Source organism: Pseudoalteromonas sp. APC 3691, assembly GCF_030408135.1.
Classification (GTDB): Bacteria; Pseudomonadota; Gammaproteobacteria; order Enterobacterales; family Alteromonadaceae; genus Pseudoalteromonas.
This window is the reverse complement of sequence record NZ_JASDCB010000022.1, coordinates 1-21,686: the sequence shown is the minus strand read 5'-3', so window position 1 is coordinate 21,686 and position 21,686 is coordinate 1. Positions and strand designations below refer to the sequence as shown.

The window sequence follows — 21,686 nt, the reverse complement described above, 5'->3', positions numbered from 1 at the left end:
ACAACCATCATTCTTACTGGATAGTGGCATAGGTCGGTGCAACAAATTTAAAGGCCTGTGTTCACTTAGAACACAGGCCTTTTTTCGTTTTATGGGATGAGGAACATAAACAATGCGAGTTTTAAAATTTGGTGGGTCTTCGCTTGCCGACTATGCATGCTTACAACAGGTAGCTCAGCTAGTTAAAGCACAATTAAAAGATGAAATGTTATTGGTACTTTCTGCTCCCGGTGGAATGACCGATTCGCTAGTTGCACTTGCAAGTGCCGCAGAGCAAGGCTCAGATTTTTCGCAGCAATGGCAAGCATTGGTTAGCCGCTGTGAAGGTTTAAAAGCTGACGTTGAAAAAAGTGGTGGTGTAGTTACAAGTTGGCCAAACTTAGGCGAGCTTAAAAATAAACTAGATGGCGTGTCACTTATACAGTGTTGCCCTGATCAGGTTCGCGCATTTGTGATTAGCTTTGGAGAGCGCGTGAGCGTTTCTTTAATGCAGGCTTTATTGAGCTCGCATGATGCAAGATACTTAGAAGCAACCAGCTGCATTGCTTCAACGGGTGGCTACATTGATGCAGAGGCTGATTTAGTAACAAGTAAAGCGCGCTTTCAAGCTGTGCTTAAAGAAAGCCCTGCAACTATTTATATCATGCCTGGTTTTACAGCGAGTAATGATAAAGGTGAGCTTACAACGCTTGGTCGTAATGGCTCAGATTACTCAGCAGCAATTGCAGCAGCATGTTTAGAAGCTGAAATTTGCCAAATTTGGACAGACGTTGATGGTGTATACAGTGCTGATCCTCGTTATATTAAAAAAGCGACTAAAGTAGATTTTTTATCTTATAAAGAAGCGATGGAGCTTTCTTACTTTGGTGCAAAAGTACTTCACCCTAAAACAATTTTACCATGTGCTAAAGCGGGCGTGCCGTGCGAAATTAAAAATACGCATAACCCAGACGCACAAGGCTCATTAATTGGTAACGATTATTCATCAGATGAGCCAGTAAAAGCGCTTTCGAGCCTACAAGACCTTGCAATGTTAACTGTTTCAGGGCCAGGCATGAAAGGCAAAGTAGGTATGGCGTCTAAGGTATTTAACGCGCTTGCTCACGATAACGTATCAATTGTATTAATCACTCAGTCATCATGCGAGTTTAGCATTAGCTTTTGTGTGCACGAAACAGACCTAGCACTTGCACTTGACGCGCTACAAACTGCATTTGAGCTTGAGTTACAAGCAGGGCTTATTGAGCCTGTACAAGTGCAGCGCAATTTAGCCATTGTTACTTTAGTGGGCGATAACATGCGCGCGCACCGTGGCTTAGCGGCTAAGTTTTTTGCATCTCTTGCACAAGCTCAAGTAAATATTGTGGCAATTGCACAGGATTCTACAGAAAGTGCTATTTCTGCGGTAATTGATGGTGAGTTATGTAACGACGCCGTGAAAATATGCCATGAAAACTTTTTCACGCATGTGCCGTCAATTGATGTGTTTTTACTAGGTTGTGGCTTAGTAGGGCAAGAGCTTATTAATCAGCTTGAGCGTCAGCAAGCGTGGCTTGAAAAACGTAATATTAAACTTAACTTGTATGGTGTTGCTAACTCTCGTCAATTACACCTAGATAGTGAAGGTATTGCTTTTGGCGATTGGCAGCAAAAATTGGCCTCATCTGAGCAGGCATTTGATTTAAAACTAGTAGAGCAGTTTGTTAAGCAAAATCATTTAGTAAATCCTGTACTTGTTGATTGTACGTCGTCGGATGCACTTGCTGCGCAGTATGTAGACTTTTTAAATGCAGGTTTTCATGTGGTTGCTGCCAATAAAAAAGCAACAACAAGCTCATACACGTATTACCAAGATTTAATTGCAGCAACGCAAAAGAATAATCGTAAATTTTTATACGAAACAAACGTAGGTGCAGGCTTACCAGTAATCGACAACTTACAGTCATTATTTGGTGCGGGTGATGAGTTATTAGAGTTTAGCGGTATTTTATCAGGTTCACTTTCGTATATGTTTGGCGCACTTCAAGATGGTTTATCACTTTCTGAGGCAACTATTAAAGCCAAAGAAAGCGGTTTTACTGAGCCCGATCCTCGTGATGATTTATCGGGTACCGATGTAGCACGTAAGTTATTGATCATTGCTCGCGAAGCCGGTATGAAATTAGAGTTAAGCGATATTGAAGTTGAGTCTGTATTACCATCAGGTTTTGCACAGGGCGATAGCGTTGATGAGTTTATGGCAAAACTACCAAGCTTAGATGCTGATTTTAACAAGCTTATTCAAAGTGCTGCTAGTGAAGGCAAAGTACTTCGCTATGTAGGCACAATTAAAGAAGGCCACTGTAAAGTAGGTATTGAAGCAGTAGATGCCAAACATGCACTTAGTGTCATTCGTGATGGTGAAAACGCGCTGGCTATTTTAAGCCAATATTATCAGCCACGTCCGTTTGTAATTCGTGGTTATGGCGCTGGCTCAGAAGTAACAGCCGCAGGTGTATTTGCTGATATTTTAAAAACGTTATCGCGCTAGGAGATCGTTATGATTGAAGTATATGCTCCGGCGTCTATTGGTAATTTTGCTGTAGGTTTTGATGCACTTGGCGCAGCGCTTGCGCCAATTGATGGCAGTTTATTAGGCGATGTAGCCGTTGTAAGCGCAGCACCAAGCGACGAATTTATTTGCACAGGCGAGTACGCTCACAAGTTACCAAGTGATGCTAATGAAAATTTAGCGTACCAGTGCTTAGTGCATTTTAGAGCGCATGTTGCGCCTAATATGCCAAGCGTAAAGCTCGAGCTTAAAAAGAACTTACCAATTGGATCTGGACTTGGCTCTAGTGCGTGTTCGGTTGTGGCTACTTTTGCTGCCCTTGATAAGTTTGCAAAAACTAATTTAAGTCAGGTTGAGCTTATTGAACTGATGGCTGACTTTGAAGCTGTAGTAAGCGGCGGTCGTCATTACGACAACATCACGCCATGTTATTTAGGTGGTTTGCAGTTAACTGGTGATTTAATTCCTGATAAATCAATTACACTGCCTGTTGATGAAAACTGGTACTACGTTGCTGCGTTTCCTGGTTTTTCGCTTAATACCGCAAAAGCGCGCTCTGTTTTACCAAAAGAGTTGAGCATGCATGCAAGTGTTGAGTTTGCTCAGCGTTTATCGGCATTTAGTAGCTTGCTGTTAACTAATCGTTTTGACGATGCGCTAAGCATAATGAAAGATGAAATAGCAGAACCTTACCGCGCACCGCTTATTAAAGGTTTTAGTGAAGCCAAAGCAAGCTTGCCAGCGCTGGGCGCTGAAATAGTCAGTATTTCGGGCGCAGGACCCACCTTGTTTAGCGTATGTAAAACACTTGAAGCTGCACAGCAATGCGCGCAGTGGTTAGAAACCAATTACATTAACGAGCAAGGCTTTTGCCACATTTGTAAATTAGATAACGACGGCACGCGTCAACTAACAGTTTTATAGGATAGGTAGTCATGCAATTACATAATTTAAAAGATAGCTCACAAAAAGTGTCGTTCGTTGAAGCCGTAAAAACAGGTTTGGGTCGTAACCAAGGTGTATTTTTTCCAGAATCACTAGCCCCACTGTCCGATGTTGATGCATTGCTTGATATGGACTTTGTTACGCGCAGCGGCAAAATATTATCTCACCTAATTGGAGATGAGCTACCAAGCGATACTGTGGCACAAATGGTTAAAAATGCATTTAACTTTCCCGTTAAGCTGGTGGAAGTACAAGATAACACATACTGTTTAGAGCTGTTTCATGGTCCTACACTTGCGTTTAAAGACTTTGGTGGTCGCTTTATGGCAGAGTGTTTAACGCAGTTTAATAAAGATGAAAAAGTAACTATTTTAACAGCAACATCGGGCGATACCGGTGCAGCTGTAGCGCATGCTTTTTACAATAAACCAAATATCGACGTAGTAATTTTATACCCTAAAGGCAAAATTTCACTTGCTCAGCAAAAGCTATTTACTACGCTAGGTAACAATATTCATTGTTATGCAGTTGAGGGCAGCTTTGATGATTGCCAAGAGCTAGTTAAAAATGCCTTTTTAGATGAAGAAGTTAAATCAACACTTGGGCTTAACTCAGCTAACTCAATTAATATTAGCCGTTTAGTTGCTCAGGTTTGTTACTACTTTGAAGCCATTGCACAGTTACCGAAAGAAAAACGCGCAACAGCGCATATATCAGTGCCTAGTGGTAACTTTGGTAATGTGTGCGCCGCAATGATTGGTGCGGTTATTGGTTTACCTGTAGGTAAATTAAGCGCAACAACAAACCAAAACGATACTGTGCCGCGCTTTATGCTTGATAAAAACTGGACGCCAAATGCAACACTTGAGTCGCTTTCAAATGCGATGGATGTAAGTAAGCCAAACAATTGGCCGCGTGTACAAACAATGTTAGATAATAACTGGTTTAGCTACGATAATTTTTATTCAACAAGCGTAAACGAGCAAGACACGCAAGCCGTGATGAAAAAAATTCAACAAACTGGCTATATTGCAGAGCCTCATACTGCTATTGCTTACCAAGGTCTTGTTGAAAATCGTGCACCTGGTGCCGCGGGTATCTTTTTAGCGACCGCTCATCCTGCTAAGTTTAAAGAAAGCGTAGAGGGTATTCTAAATATTGAATTAGGTATGCCAAAACCACTTGCTGATGCACTAGCAAAACCATGCCTAGCAAGCGATATGAACGCCGATTACGACGCGTTACGTACCGAAATACTTGATAAACTAGGCTAAGTTAAATTACAAGAAAAAGCGGCTTGAGCCGCTTTTTTTATAACTTTAAACGGATGAATACATTTAGTTATATTTACTAATTAAATGTAGTAAATATAATTCATTTAAAATTATTATGGCTTTATAAAAAAATATCATCTTAAAAGGGCTGTGAAATAGTTTCAATCCCTGTTTAAATATCCTCAACTTAAGAGCGTAGGCAAAGAGTCGTTTAAAGCGTACAATAAAGCCTCTAAAAAACACCATACACGTTGCCCTAGGAGACCCCAATGTTAGAACGTAGCATGAATATTTCGGATTTTGATCCAGAGTTATTTGACGCGATAACCAAAGAAACTGCTCGCCAAGAAGAGCATATCGAACTAATCGCTTCAGAAAACTACTGTAGCCCACGCGTACTAGAAGCGCAGGGTTCACAGCTTACAAACAAATACGCAGAAGGTTACCCTGGCAAACGTTATTATGGCGGTTGTGAGCATGTAGATGTTGTTGAGCAATTAGCAATTGACCGTGCTAACGAATTATTTGGTTCTGACTACGCTAACGTACAGCCACATGCTGGTTCGCAAGCAAATGCAGCTGTTTTTCTAGCATTATTAGATGCTGGCGATACTGTACTAGGTATGAGCTTAGCTCATGGTGGTCACTTAACTCACGGTTCTCACGTAAGTTTTTCTGGTAAGCTTTACAACGCAATCCAATACGGACTAGATGAAGCTACGGGCGAAATTGATTATGCACAAGTTGAAGCACTAGCACTTGAGCACAAACCAAAAATGATCATTGGTGGTTTCTCAGCGTACTCAGGTATTGTTGATTGGGCTAAATTCCGTGAAATTGCTGACAAAATCGGTGCTTATCTGTTTGTTGATATGGCTCACGTTGCGGGTTTAATTGCGGCAGGCGTTTACCCAAGCCCAGTTCCTCATGCACACGTTGTAACTACAACTACGCATAAAACACTTGCAGGCCCTCGTGGTGGTTTGATTATTTCTGCATGTGGCGACGAAGCAATCTACAAAAAGCTTAACAGCGCTGTTTTCCCTGGTGGTCAAGGCGGTCCTTTATGTCATGTTATTGCAGCAAAAGCAGTGGCATTTAAAGAAGCACTTCAACCAGAGTTTAAAGTATACCAAACACAAGTTGTTAAAAACGCAAAAGCAATGGTCGCAGTTATGCAAGAACGTGGCTACAAAATCGTATCTGACAAAACTGAAAACCACTTATTCTTACTCGATTTAATCGACAAAGATATTACTGGTAAAGATGCAGACGCAGCCCTTGGTAACGCTAATATCACCGTTAATAAAAACTCAGTGCCAAACGATCCACGTTCACCGTTTGTAACATCTGGTTTGCGTATTGGTTCTCCTGCAATTACTCGCCGTGGTTTTAAAGAAGCAGAATCAAAAGAGCTTGCTGGCTGGATTTGTGACGTACTAGATAACATCACTGATGAATCTGTACAGGCGCAAGTTAAAGAAAAAGTTAAAGCAATTTGTGCAAAATTACCTGTTTACGCTTAATTGCATAAGCAGCAGTAATTGAGAGCACATAGGCTAAGGGCCTGTTTATCTTTCGAGGTTTAATTTGCAGTAGTATGTTTGGTTTTTAGGCAAGGCAGAGTCTATGTAGTGTGGTTACTCCACACAAATAGGCGATAACGCAGCATAAATGCCAAACATGCACTGCCCTCGGGTTCGTCCTAGGGGCGATTTACTCTTTGTTGCTCGGTTTTTACTTAGCCCACTAGGTTACAAACCTCGCGCCGCGATTAAATCGCCCCTAGATAGAACAAATTTAATCCTGAAAGGTCAACAGGCCCTATTTTTTTGCTAAGATAAAAGACCGCTATTTAGCGGTCTTTTTTGTTTTAAAACGGAAGTACCGAGCTATGCATTGTCCATTTTGTACCGCAAAAGATACTAAAGTTATTGACTCACGCCTTGTTGGCGGAGGCCATCAAGTTCGCAGGCGTCGTGAGTGTAACGACTGCCACGAGCGCTTTACTACATTTGAAGGCGCTGAACTGGTTATGCCTCGTGTTATTAAACAAGACGGCAGCCGCGAACCATTTAACGAAGATAAATTATTAAATGGCTTAAATCGCGCACTCGAAAAACGCCCAGTGAGCACAGAGCAAGTAGACGAAGTTGTGAATATAATAAAATCGCAGTTGCGTGCTACAGGCGAGCGAGAAATTTCAAGCCATTTGGTTGGTGAATGCATTATGGAAGCCCTCAAAAAGCTCGATAAAGTAGCGTATGTAAGATTTGCCTCTGTTTATCGCTCGTTTGAAGATATACGCGAATTTGGCGAAGAAATTGCCCGCTTAGGGGAGTAACAATGCAAAGCCAAGTTCCTTTTACTGAACATGATGAAATGTATATGGCACGCGCCATAGAACTTGCCAAAAAAGGCCGGTTTACTACCACACCTAACCCTAATGTTGGCTGTGTTTTAGTTAAAAATAATCAAATAATTGGTGAGGGTTTTCATCAATTAGCAGGTCAAGGCCATGCAGAAGTAAATGCACTGGCTGTCGCTGGAAAAAATGCACAAGGTGCAACGGCTTATGTAACGCTTGAACCGTGTAGTCATTATGGCCGTACGCCACCGTGCGCCGAAGGCTTAAAAGCTGCCGGTGTGGTAAAAGTAATTGCCGCTATGGTTGATACAAATCCACAAGTTGCTGGCAAAGGCCTTAAAATACTGAGCGACGCGGGTATTGACGTTGCTTACGGGTTACTCGAATCACAAGCTCGCGCACTTAACGTTGGCTTTTTTAAGCGTATGGAACAAGGCTTACCTTATGTGATTTGCAAAATGGCAGCGAGTATTGATGGTAAAACGGCGCTTAAAAATGGGCAAAGTAAGTGGATCACAAGTCCTGCTGCTCGACAAGACGTACAATTATACCGAGCGAAAAGCTGCGCTATTTTAACCGGTGCCGATACAGTGCTAGTAGACGATGCTAAACTTAATGTGCGACTAAGTGAGCTGCCTTGCACACTGCCTACTGATTTGCCGCTTCGCCAGCCCGTGCGTGTTATAATTGACTCTCAAAACCGTTTAACACCTGACCTTGCTTTATTTGAAATCCAAAGTGATGTAATAATATTTACGACTAAGGTTGATAAATCATTGCAATGGCCGCATTTTGTAAAGCATATTGAAGTCAGTGAAAGTAACGGTAAAGTTGATTTACAAGCCGTTTTAGAAAAACTTGGGCAACTGCAGTTTAATAATGTTTGGCTTGAAGCTGGCGCAACACTTGCTGGTAAAATGACAGAGCTTAATTTAGTTGACGAGTTTGTTTTTTATTTAGCGCCTAAACTAATGGGCCATGATGCAAAAAGTTTAGTTAATTTTCCTGAATTGACGAGTATGCAAAACACCGTTGATTTAACATTTAATGAATGTGCGCGCATTGGTGACGATTTACGTATCACCGCGTCAAAACTCATTAAAATCACTTAATAAAAAGAGTAGTGCTATGTTTACTGGGATAATAGAAGCCACAGGCAAAATTGCTTTATTACAAAAAAAACAAGGCGACTTAGCCATTCGTATCCAAAGTACTGATCTTGATATGACAGACGTAAAGTTAGGTGACAGCATTGCAACTAATGGTGTTTGCTTAACTGTAGTTGATAAACATATTGATGGTTTTAGTGCGGATTTATCTAATGAGACGATTAGTTTGACCGGTTTTGCTCACTATGCTTTAGGACAAACGGTGAATCTTGAAAAAGCCATGCAACCTGTTTCTCGTTTAGGCGGTCATTTAGTGTCTGGCCATGTTGATGGTATCGCAACAATTACAAGTATTACAGCAAACGCCAGAGCAACAGAATATTGGCTTACAACTGACGAAAATTTAATGAAATACATTCCTTACAAAGGTTCGGTATGTATTGATGGTATAAGCCTGACAGTAAACGCTGTAGAGGGTAATAAATTCAAATTAACAATTGTCCCACACACGAGTGAGCAAACCACAATTGCTCATTTTAAAGTAGGTACCCAAGTTAATTTAGAAGTCGATCAAATTGCACGTTATTTAGAGCGCCTTATAAAGGGTGCAGAGCAACCAACGGGCTCTGATATTTCGATGAGCTTACTCGCTAAAGCGGGTTTTATTAAATAACGAAACTGACAACTTACACGAGCAAATTTATGAATTTACACAGCGCGCAAGAAATCATCGACGATATTAAAGCCGGTAAAATGGTTATTTTAATGGATGATGAAGATAGAGAAAACGAAGGCGATTTAATAATAGCTGCTGAGCATATTAGCGCAGAAGCGATTAATTTCATGGCTACCCATGGCCGTGGTTTAATTTGTTTAACCATGACGCAAGAGCGTTGCGAGCAACTTGATTTACCGTTAATGGTTAAAAACAATGGTGCAGCATTTTCGACTAACTTTACAATGTCGATAGAAGCATCAAAAGGTGTTACAACCGGTATTTCAGCAGCAGATAGAGCGCGTACAGTGCAAGCGGCTATAGCTAAAGGCGCAGTCCCAAGTGATATTGTTCAGCCTGGACATATTTTTCCTATTATGGCGCAACCTGGTGGCGTATTAACTCGCGCAGGACACACTGAAGCTGGCTGTGATTTAGCGCGTTTAGCTGGGCTTGAAGCATCATCTGTTATTGTTGAAATACTTAATGCTGATGGCACTATGGCACGCCGCCCTGATTTAGAAGTTTTTGCGAAAGAGCACGATATTAAAATTGGCACCATTGCTGATTTAATAGAATACCGCAACTTAAACGAAACAACAATTGAGCAAGTAGCAAAATGTAAGTTACCAACTGTTCATGGTGAATTTGATTTAGTTACTTACAAAGACACAATTGACGGCCAATTACATTACGTATTGCTCAAAGGCGATATAAAAGATCAAGAGCCGACAAATGTACGTGTACATTTGCAAAGTACCTTTAACGATATTCTACTTTCAGACAGAAGTGCTGACCGTAGCTGGGGCCTTTCAGAAGCAATGGCTTATATCGCTAAAAATGAAGGTGCTTTAGTTATTTTAGGTAAGCAAGAAAGCACTGAAGAGTTAGAGGCAACTGTGAAAGCATTTGCAGCAGCTGATGCCGGCGAAAGCGTTACGCCACGTAAATTCAAAGGTACATCTCGTACTGTTGGCGTAGGCTCGCAAATACTTGCCGATCTTGGAATTAAACAAATGCGATTAATGAGTCGCCCTAAAAAGTACCATGCACTTTCGGGCTTTCATTTAGAAGTTGTTGATTACGTTGAGCCACAATAAGCATCACGCTTAAACTAGGCTATTATTTTATTTTTATGGTATGATGCGCAGCAATTTTTGCGCAATCGCAACCGCTTGAACTTATTTTTAGGGTTATCAAATGAAAATTATTGAAGGTAATAAGTACGCTCCAGGCAAAAAATTTGCCATTGTCATTTCTCGTTTTAATGACTTTATTGGTAGCAGCCTCCTTGCAGGTGCTGTTGATGAGCTAAAACGCACAGGTGGCGTATCAGATGACGACATTACCGTTATTTATGTGCCAGGCGCGGTAGAATTACCTTTAGCGGCTAAACGCGTTGCGGCAAAAAAAGAGTATGATGCAATCATCGCATTAGGCGTAGTGATCAGAGGTGGTACACCACACTTTGACCTAGTTGCTGGCGAATCAAACAAAGGTCTTGCGCAAGTATCACTTGAGTATGATATCCCGGTTGCATTTGGCGTATTAACCACAGAAAGCATTGAACAAGCAATTGAGCGTGCTGGCACCAAAATGGGCAATAAAGGCGGCGAAGCTGCTTTAGGCGCGCTTGAAATGGTTAATGTGTTAGATAAAATTTAAGTTTAAGGAATTTTTGTGAAACCAGCAGCAAGACGTAAAGCACGTATCTTAGCACTCCAAGCCGTTTATTCTTGGCAAATAAGTGGCAATTTAATTGCCGATATCGAACAACAAATGTTGATCGAAACAGACGTTACTAAAATTGATGTTGAATACTTTAAAGATCTAGCGACGGGTGTTGCTGTAAATTACAAGCAACTAGACGAAGCTGTATCACCACATTTAACACGTCCGTTTGATGACTTAGATATGGTTGAGCGTGCAATTTTACGTTTAAGCAGCTATGAGCTTAAGTTCCGTGAAGACGTACCTTATAAAGTTGCTATTAACGAAGGTATTGAGCTGGCCAAAATTTTTGGCGCTGAAGACAGCCATAAATTTGTAAACGGTGTACTTGATAAAGCTGTTAAGCATTTACGCAAGTAAGTAAACCGTTAAAGAGGGGAGCCGGCATAGGCCGGCTTTTTTGTGTATGAAGGAATTTGAATTAATTAACCGCTACTTTAAAGGTCGCGGTATCACCCGTCGTGATGTAAACCTAGGTATAGGGGATGATTGCGCTTTAGTAACCGTTCCACAAAACTGCCAACTTGCCGTTACAACAGACACTCTTGTTGCTGGCGTACACTTTTTTGATGATATTTCCCCTCGTGCATTAGGTCACAGAGCGCTTGCTGTTAATTTAAGTGATTTAGCGGCCATGGGCGCTGAGCCAACTTGGGTTTCAGTTGCGTTAACTTTGCCAAGTATTGACCCACAGTGGATTGAAGAGTTTACTGATGGCATGCATGAAATTGCTGAATATTTTAATGTGCAGATTATAGGTGGCGATACTACTCAGGGGCCATTAACTATTACTATTTGTGCGAAAGGGACTGTGCCCGAAGGTACTGCACTTCGTCGTAGTGGCGCAAAAGTGGGTGATTGGATTTATGTTACGGGTCCGCTAGGTGACGCTGGACTTGCAATTGAGTCTCGCAAGCAAGGTATAAGTATTGAGCCAGAGCATTTAAAGTACGTAAATAAACGCTTTGACTTTCCAACCCCACGTGTTGCTGCAGGGCAGGTATTACGAGGCCTAGCATCATCGGCTATTGATGTGTCGGACGGCTTAATCGCTGATTTAAGTCATATACTCGATATGTCACAAGTAAGTGCAGTGGTGAATATTGAAAGTATTCCAACTTCAGATGCGATGCAAGCAAGCCTTGATTTTAATCAGCAGCTGCCATTTATTCTCAGTTACGGTGATGATTACGAATTAATTTTTACGGTCCCTGATAGCAATAAAAGTATGTTAGAAATAAAGCTACGCCAGTATGGTGTAGATGCAACATGCATTGGCCAAGTTAAAAGTGGCGATGGCCAAATTGAGCTTTTACACAACGGTGAAAAGTTTGATTTTGAACCGCAGGGTTTTGAGCACTTTGCAAAGGAGCTGGTTTGAACAATAACCGCAAGTTTAATTTAAAGCGTCCACATCAGTTTTTTGGTCTGGGCTTTGGGACTGGGCTTGCCCCTAAAGCGCCCGGTACATTTGGTACATTTGCTGCATTGCCATTCATTTTTATGACCATGTATTATCCGTTATGGCTGCAAATTGTATTTGCCGTTGTGATCAGTATATTTGGTATATGGGCGTGCGGTAAAACGGCTGATGATTTAGGCGTGCACGATCATCCTGCTATTGTATGGGATGAAGTGGCGGGTTATTACATCACTATGATTGGCGCAGCACTTAACTGGCAAACATTACTCGTAGGTTTTTTGTTATTTCGCTTTTTTGATATAGCAAAACCCGGCCCAATCCGTATGCTAGACAAACGAGTACATGGCGGTTTAGGTATAATGGCCGACGATATACTTGCGGGTATTTTTTCGCTTATATGTTTACAAGCGTTAATAAAAGTGGGTTTACTGCCCTTTTAATTTTTATATTTGATTTGTTTAACTAGGTGGCAGCAATATGATGCGATTTTTACTGGTTTGTGTACTTATGTTGTGCGCGACGCCAAGTTGGGCTTCAATTACTGATTACGTAGTTAAGCAATGGAATATAAAAGATGGCCTACCGTCGCAATCACTTAAAAGTGTTGTGCAAGATCAGCAAGGCTATATGTGGCTTGGTACGCAATTTGGTTTAAGCCGTTTTGATGGTACAACATTTACAAATTACAACACGCAAAATAGTCCATTCTTGCCTAGTAATGGTGTTAATAAGCTTTTAGTCGATTCTAGTGGTTTGTTATGGGTAGGCACTAAAAGTGGCTTGGTAGTTATTAACCCAGCCACATTTGCAGCACAAGAATTTAATATTAAAGGTCCAGTAAGGGATATTCTTGAGGACTCTAAAGGTAGCATATGGATTGCGGCCAACGGCTTATACTATGTAGATAGAGGGCAAGTTGATTTACGCACTGAAGTAAATGGTCCTCTACCTATTGTTAATGCTACTGTGATCACACAAATAGTTGGCTCTGTTAGCCAAATGGCACTCTCTCCTGAAGGCATTTGGCTGGTTAATGATCGTCATTTATTACGCCTTACAAAAAACTCATCAGATTTTTCTAAACTACGTTTAGAGCTTACCGCAAAAATATCTTTACCAGAGCGCTTAGCGCAAACCATAGTGCACGATTTATCATTTTTAAATGGTAATTTGTATATAGCTTCTGAGCTAGGTGCATACTTTTTAGATTTAGATGACGAGCTAAGACCTTTTCCTCTACCTAATGCAAATAACTCAGCCGTTTATAAGTTTATGAGTGATACCGATGGTGGCTTGTGGGTTTCGACCTATGGACGCTTATTATTCAGAGATAAAACCGGTGAGTGGCAATGGGTAGAGCCTAGCCAACTCGATCAAAGTATATGGTTTGCTGATATTTTTAGAGATGATAAAAATAACGTTTGGTTAGCAAGCTTTAGTGAAGGCTTGTGGCTTGCTCATGAAGGACGAGTCGAAAGGCATTCAGCAGTTTCAAACATGACCGAATCTGTTATGGCTATTAGCCAAGCACCCGATGGTAAACTGTGGGTTGCGAATAAAAGCGGCATTGGTTATTTCGATTTAGATAAAAGTTTTATTAATTTAGTCCCAAGTAGTAAATATGGATACGCATCAGTACACGATCTACAATTTGATGGTGAGCGATTATATATAGCCACAGGGCGCGGCTTATTTGTTTTTGAAAACAAGACACTTTACACCGTCCCAGGTCGAGCACTTCGCGATAATCCGGTATTTGCAATAAGTCGCTCTAGTAAAGGCGGCTTTTGGATTGGTACCGGACGCGGTTTATATCGATTAAATTATGCTGGTTTAACGCCTTTTGCCTATAACGCTTTTTTAGGTAGTAAGTTTATTACCTACGTATTAGATAAAACAAACTTTGGTGTGATTGGTACTAGTAAGGGCGCATATTACTTTACAGACCGTGGCATTGAAAAAATTGGCGACCAAACAACACTTGAAAGCGCATACGTAACTAGCGTGCTACATATAGATGGCGTGGGTATTTTAATCGGCTCTCTTAACGACGGGCTTTTTTACAGAAGTACGCAAGGGCAATGGCGTCAGCTCGATGCAGCTAATGGTTTACCGTATGGTTCTATATTTAGCCTAGAATATGATGAAAAGTTAAAGCATGTTTGGGTAAGCACCATGAAAGGTGTTTACAGAATGCCTGTAGAGCAATTTAAAACAGAAATAAAAAGCTTAAAAGTTGAAGAAGTAATTTCATCTTTTGACCGTCAACTTGATGGTAAAGCGAATCAATGTTGTAGTGGACTTGGGCATGATGCGGTAGCAGACACCGGAAATTCTATTTGGTACCCAAGCTTACAAGGTGTTGTTGAAATACCTAAAAATGTAGAGCTATTTGGTGTGCTTGCATTAAAGCCAACAATAGAGACAATAACAACGCCACTTCGTCATTTAACTACCGCTGCGCTTGGTAAAAAACCATCATTAGAAACAGACGAGCGTGATATAACGCTAACTTACACAGCTATTGATTACTATGCACCAAACAGCATTGAATTTAGATATAAACTAAGTGGCTTAGATAGTGATTGGCGCTATGCAAATACGCGACGTGAAGCTATTTATACTAACTTGCCTCCTGGCTCGTTTTTGTTTCAATTAGAAGCTAAGCGCCAAGGTGAAGACTGGGCTAAAGCGCAAGATGTAGAATACGGTTTTGTAGTGCCTGAGCGCTTTGACGAAACAATTTACTTTAGGCTTTTAATTACCAGTGGTTTTATTTTGCTTTTTTATCTCATTTTTTGGGTGTTTAGAGCACAAGAGCGCAGAAAACAAGAAGCATTAGAGGGCTTAATCACTGAGCGTACCTTAGAGCTTCGCCAAGCTAATGATAAATTAGGCCAAGTGAATTCACAGCTTAAATTAGTGAGTCACTCAGATGAGCTAACAGGGCTACGTAGTCGCCGCTTTTTGTTTGATCAACTCCCTAAAGATATTGAGCACTTTCAACGTAATTCACAGTCGCTGCAGGCACAAGGTAAGTCACTGGTGCTGGTAATTATTAACTTTGATAACTTCAGCCGTATTAACGATGCGTATGGCCCAATTGCAGGTGATAGCTGCTTACAGCAAATGGCTGCATTGTTAAATTCGCGTACGCAGGGCTCTGACTATGTGGCACGTTGGAGTGGTGATGAGTTTTTACTATTATTACGTGATTTTAAATGCAATAAAATAGACAGCTATGCTTCAGATCTTTGTAAAGTAATAGCGGCTAATTCATTCCAATTACCAAATGGAAAAACAACTAATATCACGGCATCAATTGGTTGGTCATTTTATCCATTACCACTTTTGGGTGGGCAGGTAATTAGCTGGGAGACATCTATTAACCTAGCAGATATTTCATTGCACCAAGTTAAAAAGCGCGGTGGTGATGGTGTTGCAAATATTACGTTTGATGATCAGCTTGATGCATTTGAGTTTGAACAAAATTCTAACGTTGATCAACAATTAGGTATTTTACAAAGCAATGGCCTAGCTGATATTAAAGTGTGGATGCGCTGATCAGCAATATTTGATATTAAAAAGGAGCCTAGGCTCCTTTTTTAATATGCTCAACTTTAGATGTATAGGAAGTTAATTAATAAACGCTTTAATAGCGGTTAATATTCCTTGCTCGCCTAACCCCATTTCATCGTGCATTTCATCTTGAGTGCCGTGTTTAATAAACTCATCAGGAATACCTAAGTTAAGGATATTAATATCAGTTTTTTGCGTTGCTAAGAATTCGTTAACTGCAGAGCCGGCACCGCCAGCAATCGCATTATCTTCAAGCGTAACAATTACATCGTGGCTAGTTGCAAGCTCATTTAAAAGTGCGGTATCAAGTGGTTTAATAAAACGCATATTAACAAGCGTTGCATCTAATTCATCTGCAGCAAGCTGTGCATTTTCAAGTAATGTACCGAACGATAAAATGGCAATTTTACTGCCTTTCTTAATTGTATCTGCCTTACCTATTTCAAGCAGTTGCATAGTGCTTTCAATGTCTGCAGTACCTGCACTACCTCGAGGATAACGAACTGCAACAGGGCAGTTTGCTTTATAACCGGTGTATAGCATTTGGCGGCATTCGTTGGTATCGCTTGGTGCCATAATTACCATATTTGGAATGCAGCGCATAAAGCTTAAATCGTACGCACCTTGGTGAGTTTCACCATCGGCTCCAACAATACCAGCGCGGTCAATGGCAAATAATACAGGTAAGTTTTGCAGTGCAACATCATGTATTAATTGGTCATACGCACGTTGTAAAAAGCTTGAGTAAATAGCAACAACAGGTTTTAAACCTTCACAGGCAAAGCCAGCGGCTAAAGTAACGGCATGCTGCTCAGCAATAGCTACATCAAAGTATTGATCTGGATGCTCTTTAGAAAAACGTACCATGCCTGAACCTTCGCGCATTGCAGGCGTGATAGCCATTAACTTACTGTCTTGTTCGGCCATATCACATAACCAATCGCCGAATACTTTTGAAAAAGTAGCAGCACTAGGTTTAGATTTAGGTAGGCTAGTTGTGCTCGGATCGAATTTTGGTACACCATGATAGCCAATAGGATCGGCTTCAGCCGGTTTGTAGCCCTTACCTTTTTGGGTTTTTATATGTAAAAGCTGTGGGCCTTTTAAATTACGCATATTACGTAATGTATCTACAAGCATGTTTACATCGTGACCATCAATGGGACCAATGTAATTTAGGCCTAATTCTTCAAAGAAGGTACCCGGGATCATCATGCCTTTAATGTGCTCTTCCATTTTACTGGCAAGTTGCTTTACCGGAGGCACTCCTGAGAGTAACTTTTTACTACCTTCACGAATGTTAGTATAAAAGCTACCTGATAAAATTCGAGCAAAGTGATTTGTTAATGCGCCAACATTTTCAGAAATCGACATTTCGTTATCATTTAAAATAATAAGCATGTCTGATTTTACATCACCTAAATGATTCATCGCTTCAAATGCCATGCCTGCGGTTATAGCTCCGTCACCAATAATGGCTACAGACTTTCGACCTTTACCTTCTTTTTGTGCAGCAATAGACATACCTAAGGCAGCTGAAATAGAGGTGCTTGAATGGCCTACGCTAAACGTATCGTATTGGCTTTCATCGCGAAAAGGAAAAGGGTGTAAACCGTCTTTTTGGCGAATGGTGTGCATTTGCTCGCGACGACCAGTAAGAATTTTATGCGGATAAGCTTGATGACCCACATCCCAAACTAGGCGATCGTCTGGAGTGTTATAAACATAATGCAGGGCAACGGTTAGTTCAACCGTCCCTAAACCAGACGCTAGATGACCGCTACTTTGCGATACTGAGTTGAGTAAATAATCGCGCAGCTCATTGCTAAATGCAGGGAGTTTGTCTTGCGCTAAGTCACGCAATTGGGCTGGCTCGTCAACCAAATTAAGTAATGGATACTTGCTACTATCAAGTGTCATGGTTTTATATATATCCTTCGCTAACATTAATTAATTCAAAGCTTTTACGAATAATTAATGTTGAGTAATAATGTCAGTGCTAATTGCAATACGTATGAGCAAAAATTAGTGGTCACGCTCAATTAGATAATTTGCTAGCGACGCAAGAAGTGTTGTGTCAGCATCTATATTTGCTAACGCTTCATGGGCTTGTTGTATTAAATTTTGCGCCTTTTCTTTAGCGCCTAGCATACCTAATAACGCCGGATATGTCGCTTTATTCGCGGCAATATCGGAGCCTTGTGGCTTTCCTAAAATAACTGTATCGCCTTCAACATCTAAAATGTCGTCGTGTACTTGAAATGCTAGCCCTATAGCATACCCAAAAACACTTAAATTTTCTAAGGTTTGTTGATCAGCCTTTTCACTGCACAGTGCACCAAGTGTAATTGCGCAATTAATTAGAGCTCCGGTTTTTAGCTTATGTATTCGCTCAAGCTCTTGTACGGTAATTACTTTATCAGTTGCTGCTATATCAAGGCCTTGTCCGCCAACCATACCCTGAAGGCCTGATGCGTGGGCAAGTGTAGCAATCATTTTTACTTGTGTTTGCGATGAGCATTCAAATTTGTGATTCGCAATAAGCTCAAAAGCAAGAGTTTGAAGAGCATCACCGGCTAAAATTGCATTTGCCTCGCCAAACTCTATATGACAAGTAGGGCGTCCGCGGCGTAAGTCGTCATCATCCATTGCTGGTAAGTCATCATGGACTAACGAATAGCTATGAATACACTCAATTGCAGCAGCAAGTACGTTTAAGTCTTGATGGTTTGCGCCGAGCATTTTACCTGTGGCATAAACTAAAAATGGACGTAATCTTTTACCGCCATTAAATAATCCATACTGGGTGGCGTTATTTACCGTTTCTTCTGTATCGAGAGGCTGGTTAAAATGCTGTTGTAAGGTCGCTACTACATCTTTTTGAGCACGTTCAATATGATTTTTTATGCTCACAGCTATTCCATATCATTATCAAAATTTGTAAGTACTGACTTTTCGCCATTTCCCATCAAAATTGATACTTTTTGTTCTGCTTGCTGTAATTTCCCTGATGAAGCACTTGCTAATGCAATTCCACGCTCAAATTGCTTTAACGATTGCTCAAGCGATAAGTCACCTTGTTCCATGTCACTAACGATTGTAGATAATTCTTCTAGTGCTTGTTCGAAACTTAAGTTTTCAGGTTTTTTAGTCGCCATCTTTATTTCAGCTTACATAATAAATTTAGGGGTCAATTTTAGGGGGAATGCTAAACTAGGTCAAAGGATGATATTGGTTTTTTACCTTTATAACGTTAAATTATATTTCAAGTGCATTAATAAAGCCTTAATGGCGGTCTGTTGGTTTAATAAATCAATTGATAATTAGGTAGCCTTTATAACTTGATCTAAGATAGTGCTAAAGGCTGCTTTTTATGTTTATTTATAAAAATGGCTTAAGCAATTCAATATGTTGCCGATAAGCAGTTAATAATAAAAGTTTATGATAAGGCCATTAAGCATGAAACTTCTGGAGGAAATGTGGATTTAGCAACCATAATCGGGATCCTAGGCGCAATTGGCTTAATTGTCATGTCTATGTTTATGAGTAGTAGCGGTGAAATGGCTATGTTTTACAATACCCCGTCTGTGGTTATTGTATTTGGTGGTTCACTCTTTATTGTTTTATCAAACTTCACTATGTCGCAATTTTTGGGGATAGGTAAAGTTGTTGCCAAAGCGTTTATGTTTAAAATCGAAACGCCAGAAATACTTATCGAAAAAGCAGTAGAACTTGCGGATTCAGCTCGTAAAGGCGGTTTTTTAGCACTCGAAGAAGCTGAAATTCCAAACCCCTTTATGCGCAAAGGCGTCGATATGCTCGTTGATGGCCACGACGCAGATGTAGTTCGCGCTACACTTCAAAAAGATATTTCTCTAACCACGACTCGCCATGAATTGGGCGCGGGTTTATTTAAGTCGTTAGCTGATATAGGGCCTGCAATGGGTATGATTGGTACTCTAATTGGTTTGGTTGCAATGTTGTCTAACATGGATGACCCAAAGGCAATTGGTCCGGCAATGGCAGTAGCACTATTAACAACTTTATATGGCGCGTTTTTAGCCAATGTCGTGGCAATTCCTATTCAGGTAAAACTTGAACTGCGTAAAGACGAGGAAGCTATGAATCAGCGTTTAATTTTGGATGCTATTTTAGGTATACAAGATGGTCAAAATCCAAAAGTAATCGAAGGTATTTTGAAAAATTACTTAGCTGAATCTAAACGCAAAGTAGATACCGAGGAGTAACTATGTCTGATCAAGAGTGCAAATGTCCACCACCAGGTCTACCTGCATGGATGGGAACGTTTGCCGATTTAATGTCACTTTTAATGTGCTTTTTTGTACTCTTGCTCGCGTTTTCAGAAATGGATGTACTTAAGTTTAAACAAATTGCGGGCTCTATGAAGTTTGCTTTCGGTGTGCAGAATAAAATTGAAGTAAAAGACATCCCTAAAGGGACCTCTGTTATTGCCATGGAGTTTACCCCAGGCAAACCAGAGCCAACCCCAATAGAAACCATTCAGCAGCAAACAGTCGAAATGACTCAACAAATGTTAGAGTTTCAGGCTGGCGATGAAAGCTCAGCAGGCGGCAGGCAAGAACAGCGCGGGGATAAACGCGGTGGCGAATCTCGTAGTACCTCACAAGAAGAATCTTCTGAGCAAGCAACTTCAGCAGCCGATCAGGAACAAACTAACGAGCTTGTTAAAAAGATAGCGCAGCAGCTTGAAAAGCAAATAATCGATGGCGCAATTGAGCTTGAGTCTTTAGGGCAGCAAATAATTATTCGCATTAGAGAGAATGGTTCATTTCCTTCAGGTAGTGCATTTTTACAACCTAAGTTTAAACCTATAATTCAAGATATCGGTGTGCTGTTAAAAGATGTACCTGGTGAAATAACAGTATCTGGCCATACAGATGATTTTCAGGTATCGAATGAGTTATATATTAACAATTGGGACCTATCATCAAAGCGGGCAGTAGCCGTTGCCAGTGAGCTACAAAAAGTTCAAGGCTTTGATAAAACCCGAATGATGGTGGTTGGTCGAGCTGAAACACGACCACTTGTACCGAATGACACCGATGAAGATCGCCGCAGGAATCGCCGAGTAGAAATATCTATACTACAAGGTAAAGCAAAAGAGTCAGCTCCTATAGATGTAAGATAACTTTTATTGGCAAACACACTTATTTATCATAAAGTATGCTTTCTTTAACAAATGTAACGGAATAGTTTATGAAAAAGGTCGATAAGTTTAGTCATATGCCAGGAAATGGCGGTGGTAATGACGATGATGAAAAAAAACTTGATTAACTCTAATGCCTGAATGGTTTTTAAAGACTATATTGATATTAGATACTAGTTGGGTGTTTATTTTAAGCCCTGCTATTTTCATCTTTTATTTTAGAAAAGATTATTTGGCCCTGCGTTTCGCTTTAATTACAGCCGCTTTTTTTTTATATGGAACCATTATTCATCCTTACTTGAAAGAGTTTGATAATGGGATTTATGTTTATCGATACCTTGTTTGGGCCCTTAATGATATTGCTTGGATGGCACTCATCGCATATCTGGGTTTAAAAGATAAGGTTTATTTATGGCAATGCGTATTAGGTCAATTGGTTGTTATTATGGCACCAATTTTACAGCTATTTAGATTAGTCGACCGCCATTTATGGGATCTTTCTTATAGTACATACATTTATAAAACCTTATTGCCATTTATTAATATAGGCACCGTTGTTGTTTGTTATCTTCCGCTTATTTATATTTTAACAAAAGACAAAAAAAGCCCAGCTAGCACGGCTAGCGCATTTTAATCCCAGACTCTAGCAGGGTTGAGCGGTAATCATCGTCTAGCCCTGCCATTTTCTTTTTCCTCGCCATACTTGCTGACTTAGATGCATCTTGTTTAAAAAGCGCCATGGCTATCTTTCGCATTACATTAAACATTAATGGCCCTTGAAGTTTGCGTATTCTCGATTCATC

Annotated in this window: 19 protein-coding genes and 1 pseudogene; 16 read left to right on the top strand and 4 right to left on the bottom strand. The window is 40.5% G+C overall.

Features of this window, described 5'->3' with window-relative positions:
* Nucleotides 1-112: 112 nt before the first annotated feature.
* The 13 genes from thrA (at nucleotide 113) to QL998_RS09130 (ending at nucleotide 15,680) form a co-directional block, all read left to right on the top strand.
* Entirely contained in the window at nucleotides 113-2,530 is a 2,418-nt protein-coding gene (gene thrA / locus QL998_RS09190) for a bifunctional aspartate kinase/homoserine dehydrogenase I (RefSeq protein ID WP_024599870.1), read from the top strand.
* A 9-nt stretch (nucleotides 2,531-2,539) separates the two neighbouring features.
* Nucleotides 2,540-3,475, top strand: coding sequence for a homoserine kinase (thrB, locus tag QL998_RS09185; RefSeq protein ID WP_024599869.1), 936 nt, complete (start codon nucleotides 2,540-2,542; stop codon nucleotides 3,473-3,475).
* An 11-nt stretch (nucleotides 3,476-3,486) separates the two neighbouring features.
* Nucleotides 3,487-4,770: a threonine synthase gene (gene thrC / locus QL998_RS09180; protein ID WP_024599868.1), complete on the top strand. Its 1,284-nt coding sequence runs from the start codon at nucleotides 3,487-3,489 to the stop codon at nucleotides 4,768-4,770.
* A gap of 269 nt (nucleotides 4,771-5,039) precedes the next feature.
* Complete coding sequence (gene glyA, locus QL998_RS09175; RefSeq protein WP_024599866.1) at nucleotides 5,040-6,296, top strand: serine hydroxymethyltransferase; 1,257 nt, start codon at nucleotides 5,040-5,042, stop codon at nucleotides 6,294-6,296.
* Between the two features lie 368 nt (nucleotides 6,297-6,664).
* On the top strand, nucleotides 6,665-7,114 hold the full coding sequence (nrdR, locus tag QL998_RS09170) for a transcriptional regulator NrdR (RefSeq protein ID WP_002961761.1): 450 nt from the start codon (nucleotides 6,665-6,667) through the stop codon (nucleotides 7,112-7,114).
* 2 nt (nucleotides 7,115-7,116) lie between these two features.
* Nucleotides 7,117-8,250 carry a bifunctional diaminohydroxyphosphoribosylaminopyrimidine deaminase/5-amino-6-(5-phosphoribosylamino)uracil reductase RibD gene (gene ribD, locus QL998_RS09165; protein ID WP_024596292.1) on the top strand — a complete coding sequence of 378 codons (1,134 nt, stop codon included), beginning with the start codon at nucleotides 7,117-7,119 and terminating at the stop codon, nucleotides 8,248-8,250.
* A gap of 16 nt (nucleotides 8,251-8,266) precedes the next feature.
* Nucleotides 8,267-8,920, top strand: coding sequence for a riboflavin synthase (locus tag QL998_RS09160; protein ID WP_024596291.1), 654 nt, complete (start codon nucleotides 8,267-8,269; stop codon nucleotides 8,918-8,920).
* 29 nt (nucleotides 8,921-8,949) lie between these two features.
* A complete protein-coding gene (gene ribBA, locus QL998_RS09155) occupies nucleotides 8,950-10,062 on the top strand; it encodes a bifunctional 3,4-dihydroxy-2-butanone-4-phosphate synthase/GTP cyclohydrolase II (RefSeq protein WP_024603846.1) in 1,113 nt (370 codons plus the stop codon).
* A 100-nt stretch (nucleotides 10,063-10,162) separates the two neighbouring features.
* Complete coding sequence (gene ribE / locus QL998_RS09150; RefSeq protein ID WP_002961753.1) at nucleotides 10,163-10,627, top strand: 6,7-dimethyl-8-ribityllumazine synthase; 465 nt, start codon at nucleotides 10,163-10,165, stop codon at nucleotides 10,625-10,627.
* A gap of 15 nt (nucleotides 10,628-10,642) precedes the next feature.
* The gene (nusB, locus tag QL998_RS09145) at nucleotides 10,643-11,053 is read left to right on the top strand and encodes a transcription antitermination factor NusB (RefSeq protein WP_002961751.1); all 411 of its coding nucleotides are present in this window, start codon (nucleotides 10,643-10,645) and stop codon (nucleotides 11,051-11,053) included.
* Nucleotides 11,054-11,099: 46 nt separating this feature from the next.
* A complete protein-coding gene (gene thiL, locus QL998_RS09140; protein ID WP_024596289.1) occupies nucleotides 11,100-12,074 on the top strand; it encodes a thiamine-phosphate kinase in 975 nt (324 codons plus the stop codon).
* Nucleotides 12,071-12,556, top strand: a complete 486-nt coding sequence (locus tag QL998_RS09135) for a phosphatidylglycerophosphatase A (RefSeq protein ID WP_182196916.1) — start codon at nucleotides 12,071-12,073, stop codon at nucleotides 12,554-12,556. The genes thiL and QL998_RS09135 overlap by 4 nt, the downstream gene beginning before the upstream one ends.
* A 37-nt stretch (nucleotides 12,557-12,593) precedes the next feature.
* Nucleotides 12,594-15,680, top strand: coding sequence for a ligand-binding sensor domain-containing diguanylate cyclase (locus QL998_RS09130; RefSeq protein WP_182196924.1), 3,087 nt, complete (start codon nucleotides 12,594-12,596; stop codon nucleotides 15,678-15,680).
* Between the two features lie 72 nt (nucleotides 15,681-15,752).
* On the opposite strand, the gene dxs is transcribed toward QL998_RS09130, so the two are convergent.
* The 3 genes from dxs to QL998_RS09115 form a co-directional block, all read right to left on the bottom strand.
* Entirely contained in the window at nucleotides 15,753-17,615 is a 1,863-nt protein-coding gene (gene dxs, locus QL998_RS09125) for a 1-deoxy-D-xylulose-5-phosphate synthase (protein WP_010554578.1), read from the bottom strand.
* A gap of 105 nt (nucleotides 17,616-17,720) precedes the next feature.
* Nucleotides 17,721-18,608 carry a (2E,6E)-farnesyl diphosphate synthase gene (ispA, locus tag QL998_RS09120; protein ID WP_182196926.1) on the bottom strand — a complete coding sequence of 296 codons (888 nt, stop codon included), beginning with the start codon at nucleotides 18,606-18,608 and terminating at the stop codon, nucleotides 17,721-17,723.
* A 2-nt stretch (nucleotides 18,609-18,610) separates the two neighbouring features.
* Nucleotides 18,611-18,853: an exodeoxyribonuclease VII small subunit gene (locus QL998_RS09115; RefSeq protein ID WP_002961738.1), complete on the bottom strand. Its 243-nt coding sequence runs from the start codon at nucleotides 18,851-18,853 to the stop codon at nucleotides 18,611-18,613.
* A gap of 321 nt (nucleotides 18,854-19,174) precedes the next feature.
* Between QL998_RS09115 and pomA the strand changes: the two genes are divergently transcribed.
* The 3 genes from pomA (at nucleotide 19,175) to QL998_RS09100 (ending at nucleotide 21,517) form a co-directional block, all read left to right on the top strand.
* Entirely contained in the window at nucleotides 19,175-19,942 is a 768-nt protein-coding gene (gene pomA, locus QL998_RS09110) for a flagellar motor protein PomA (RefSeq protein WP_007587114.1), read from the top strand.
* Nucleotides 19,943-19,944: 2 nt separating this feature from the next.
* Complete coding sequence (locus tag QL998_RS09105; protein WP_007587113.1) at nucleotides 19,945-20,865, top strand: flagellar motor protein MotB; 921 nt, start codon at nucleotides 19,945-19,947, stop codon at nucleotides 20,863-20,865.
* Nucleotides 20,866-21,016: 151 nt separating this feature from the next.
* Nucleotides 21,017-21,517, top strand: coding sequence for a hypothetical protein (locus tag QL998_RS09100; protein WP_290192556.1), 501 nt, complete (start codon nucleotides 21,017-21,019; stop codon nucleotides 21,515-21,517).
* Here QL998_RS09100 and QL998_RS09095 read toward each other — a convergent pair.
* Nucleotides 21,504-21,686 (bottom strand): annotated as a pseudogene (locus QL998_RS09095) (ISAs1 family transposase); the annotation flags it as partial. The gene QL998_RS09100 and the pseudogene QL998_RS09095 overlap by 14 nt on opposite strands.

Bases quoted from the DNA above. Each gene is read 5' to 3' on its own strand.
- thrA (WP_024599870.1), top strand. From the start codon at position 113: ATGCGAGTTTTAAAATTTGGTGGGTCTTCGCTTGCCGACTATGCATGC.
- thrB (WP_024599869.1), top strand. From the start codon at position 2,540: ATGATTGAAGTATATGCTCCGGCGTCTATTGGTAATTTTGCTGTAGGT.
- thrC (WP_024599868.1), top strand. From the start codon at position 3,487: ATGCAATTACATAATTTAAAAGATAGCTCACAAAAAGTGTCGTTCGTT.
- glyA (WP_024599866.1), top strand. From the start codon at position 5,040: ATGTTAGAACGTAGCATGAATATTTCGGATTTTGATCCAGAGTTATTT.
- nrdR (WP_002961761.1), top strand. From the start codon at position 6,665: ATGCATTGTCCATTTTGTACCGCAAAAGATACTAAAGTTATTGACTCA.
- ribD (WP_024596292.1), top strand. From the start codon at position 7,117: ATGCAAAGCCAAGTTCCTTTTACTGAACATGATGAAATGTATATGGCA.
- QL998_RS09160 (WP_024596291.1), top strand. From the start codon at position 8,267: ATGTTTACTGGGATAATAGAAGCCACAGGCAAAATTGCTTTATTACAA.
- ribBA (WP_024603846.1), top strand. From the start codon at position 8,950: ATGAATTTACACAGCGCGCAAGAAATCATCGACGATATTAAAGCCGGT.
- ribE (WP_002961753.1), top strand. From the start codon at position 10,163: ATGAAAATTATTGAAGGTAATAAGTACGCTCCAGGCAAAAAATTTGCC.
- thiL (WP_024596289.1), top strand. From the start codon at position 11,100: ATGAAGGAATTTGAATTAATTAACCGCTACTTTAAAGGTCGCGGTATC.
- QL998_RS09130 (WP_182196924.1), top strand. From the start codon at position 12,594: ATGATGCGATTTTTACTGGTTTGTGTACTTATGTTGTGCGCGACGCCA.
- dxs (WP_010554578.1), bottom strand. From the start codon at position 17,615: ATGACACTTGATAGTAGCAAGTATCCATTACTTAATTTGGTTGACGAG.
- QL998_RS09115 (WP_002961738.1), bottom strand. From the start codon at position 18,853: ATGGCGACTAAAAAACCTGAAAACTTAAGTTTCGAACAAGCACTAGAA.
- QL998_RS09105 (WP_007587113.1), top strand. From the start codon at position 19,945: ATGTCTGATCAAGAGTGCAAATGTCCACCACCAGGTCTACCTGCATGG.
- QL998_RS09100 (WP_290192556.1), top strand. From the start codon at position 21,017: ATGCCTGAATGGTTTTTAAAGACTATATTGATATTAGATACTAGTTGG.